Origin of the sequence: Ureibacillus suwonensis (assembly GCF_042655065.1) — a bacterium.
In the GTDB taxonomy this organism is placed as follows: domain Bacteria; phylum Bacillota; class Bacilli; order Bacillales_A; family Planococcaceae; genus Ureibacillus; species Ureibacillus suwonensis.
This window is the reverse complement of the sequence record NZ_JBHSNQ010000054.1, coordinates 1-2,477: the sequence shown is the minus strand read 5'-3', so window position 1 is coordinate 2,477 and position 2,477 is coordinate 1. Positions and strand designations below refer to the sequence as shown.

Here is a 2,477-nt window from a genome sequence, read left to right as displayed (position 1 = left end):
CTGTGGTGTGCACGTTCCCCAGCGAAACTTCTGCTCTTTTACCGCAAGCTTCGCCGGCGTTACCCCTAGACGCTGTGCATAACGTTTCACCCGTTCTTCCGCTTTCATCTGCGCCCGCTGGATATACCAAGATTTTAATGCTTCACGAATCATAGGCACATGCTCTATATCATCGGCTGATGTTGGTGTTTCAATATAAAATTTCCCTTGATGAAATAACACTTTTACCTTATCGATATCTTGATTTTGTTTCACCTTAATTCGATAATACCGCCCTAAATACGGTAATTTCTCCCCACTAACAAATTCTAACGGAGCCGGTGGTCGCTTAATCTCATTCAAAGAGTTCCACTTATCTAAAATCCACGTTGCCTTCTTACGCAAAACTCGGTTTATTTCTTCCAGAACTAGATGATCGGGAGCTACCACTGTAACCCCCTCCATCCACTCTACAACAATAGAAATATCTTCTTTCCCTTTCACCTGCTGCAATGTGTACTCAATAGCTGTCGTTCCAAACTGAAAGGTAGGCATAAAACACGTCCCCCAAAATATCAAGTGATACCCCTATTATACAAACCAGTTATCCACTTTTTCACTGGATTTATCCCCCAAAATCCCACTACATAAATACCGATGCGTCCATGTGATCATTTACCTTCGTACATACGCGTGTCTATGTGTTGAAGAAGAATGATTGAAAGCTACATCCTGCCGAATAAAAAGCTCACGCCCCATATGTTCCGGCATACGTTTTGTAAGTGGATGTTAAAAGCGACGAACAACGATATCGAAAAGGTGCGCCGGCTAGCCGGTCATAGCCATATCGCTACCACATCGCGGTACTTAAAGGACAGCTACAGTGATTTGGCGGATGCGGTGGAGGTGTTGCCAAAGTTTTAATATTGTTGTATGTGGAAAAGGGAGAAAAAACAGCAATATATCAGGGTGACATTGTTGGTTTACTGGTTTGACCCCGGTTAACTCCGACGCCACCGAAAAAGCCGGAGGTCGATTTGTCCTGGCTGGCCGTGTCACCGCACACTCTGGGGGTCGTGTGGATGTCCTGTGTTGACTCTGGGATGTCCTCAGGAGGAGGCAGACGCCGCCACGAAGGATACCCATGGTGTCTCGTTCTCCCCCCATCCGGCGTTTCGTGACGTCAATGACATCACGCCCCTAATCCCGACGCTTACCGTCCGGCTCGTTTTGTGGGAACAAGACGGACAGTTGCGTCAAGGGGCGCTGGCATTATCCGATGATTCGGTGCCGTTGCCGCTCGATCGCGTCTCACTGAACCGAGACACATGTCGTCCGTCAAGGGCATCGATGAAGTCTTGTGTGAGCCGCTGTCCATACCGGAAGATTTGCTACTCGGCGGGGATGACAACCCGATTGACCGGCTGAACGCTGAAGAAGGCTTGGTATCCTTCGCCACACCGCTTGTAGCGCACTTCCACTTCCTCGCCCACACAGCCAAGGGGGCATTTCCGCGACATCCTATGTCTCCGACGCGTCCCTTGATTGAGTCTGCCCTGCATCATCCAATCCTACAAAGCCTCCCTTTCCCCAAAAACGTCTGTATGAGCGCATTAGGTCGGTTTTTAGCGGTGTTCTTCTTTTATCCAGTGATCCGGCTTTCAGCCATCGGACGAATGGATACCACGGGCAACAGACGCCCAGCAGTCGCCACGATAGCGGCCACTCGCTTCGTACCTTGATTGAGTCCACGATTGAGTCCACGAAGGTTGATCTTCTCCATCATTACAATGACGAGCCGCCAACCACCCATCATTAGTCGCCACACGCCTCTCACTGAAGGACAGAAGATGACTCTAACAGACAGGGGTTTCCCATGCCAGAGACAAAGAACGCCTCAGCGCTCCCTTGTTTTGGGAAAATCGTTTATATAAAAAAATGAGGTGTTACTCCTCAAACACCTCATTCATCAACTCTTCAATCTCTTTCCACCGCTTCTCTGTTTCTTTTTGATCCACTCGGAACTTTCCGTTCTCTTGTACAATCACATCGCCGGCGCGGGCGTTTTTGGGTAGCTTGCTTTTCTCAATATCGATCATTTTGCCATCCTCCGCCTCACAAACTGCCCATTTACCCTCGAAGCGATCAATGATATATTTCATTTAACCACCTCTAATAAATTGGTTTTACGTTGAAGGTAAGTGTTGTCCCGTTGGTTGTTGCGATAATCGTTCCTTGTTTGTCGGTACGGAATACCTTGACTTTATAAGATTTCAACCGATTTAAAACTTCCGGTGTCGGATGACCATAGGCGTTCTTGCCGACCGAGATTACCGCATACGTTGGTTTTGCAGCTTTTAAAAGCGTTGCGCTGGTCGATGTTTTCGCACCGTGATGACCTACTTTCAACACATCAGCGCGCAAATCCTTTTTCGCTTTAACCATATCCGCTTCTGCTCGAGTCTCGGCGTCGCCTGTAAACAGAAACGACTTTTTGC

The 2,477-nt window shown here is 48.2% G+C and carries 4 protein-coding genes and 1 pseudogene; 1 reads left to right on the top strand and 4 read right to left on the bottom strand.

The features are described from left to right. A partial coding sequence (locus tag ACFPOH_RS06625; RefSeq protein WP_390309132.1) for a M48 family metallopeptidase occupies nucleotides 1–534 on the bottom strand: 534 nt, incomplete at its 3' end. 153 nt (nucleotides 535–687) lie between these two features. Here ACFPOH_RS06625 and ACFPOH_RS06620 point away from each other — a divergent pair. Continuing rightward, a pseudogene (locus tag ACFPOH_RS06620) lies at nucleotides 688–903 on the top strand (tyrosine-type recombinase/integrase); the annotation flags it as partial. A 467-nt stretch (nucleotides 904–1,370) separates the two neighbouring features. Here the strand turns inward: ACFPOH_RS06620 and ACFPOH_RS06615 are convergent. From ACFPOH_RS06615 to ACFPOH_RS06605, 3 genes are all read right to left on the bottom strand, one after another. Next, nucleotides 1,371–1,499, bottom strand: coding sequence for a hypothetical protein (locus ACFPOH_RS06615; RefSeq protein WP_255211305.1), 129 nt, complete (start codon nucleotides 1,497–1,499; stop codon nucleotides 1,371–1,373). 426 nt (nucleotides 1,500–1,925) lie between these two features. Continuing rightward, nucleotides 1,926–2,141, bottom strand: a complete 216-nt coding sequence (locus ACFPOH_RS06610) for a DUF3006 domain-containing protein (protein ID WP_340720969.1) — start codon at nucleotides 2,139–2,141, stop codon at nucleotides 1,926–1,928. A 10-nt stretch (nucleotides 2,142–2,151) separates the two neighbouring features. After that, the coding region (locus tag ACFPOH_RS06605) for a ComEC/Rec2 family competence protein (protein ID WP_390309129.1) at nucleotides 2,152–2,477 on the bottom strand (326 nt) is incomplete at its 5' end.

Bases quoted from the DNA above. Each gene is read 5' to 3' on its own strand.
- ACFPOH_RS06615 (WP_255211305.1), bottom strand. From the start codon at position 1,499: ATGTCGCGGAAATGCCCCCTTGGCTGTGTGGGCGAGGAAGTGGAAGTG.
- ACFPOH_RS06610 (WP_340720969.1), bottom strand. From the start codon at position 2,141: ATGAAATATATCATTGATCGCTTCGAGGGTAAATGGGCAGTTTGTGAG.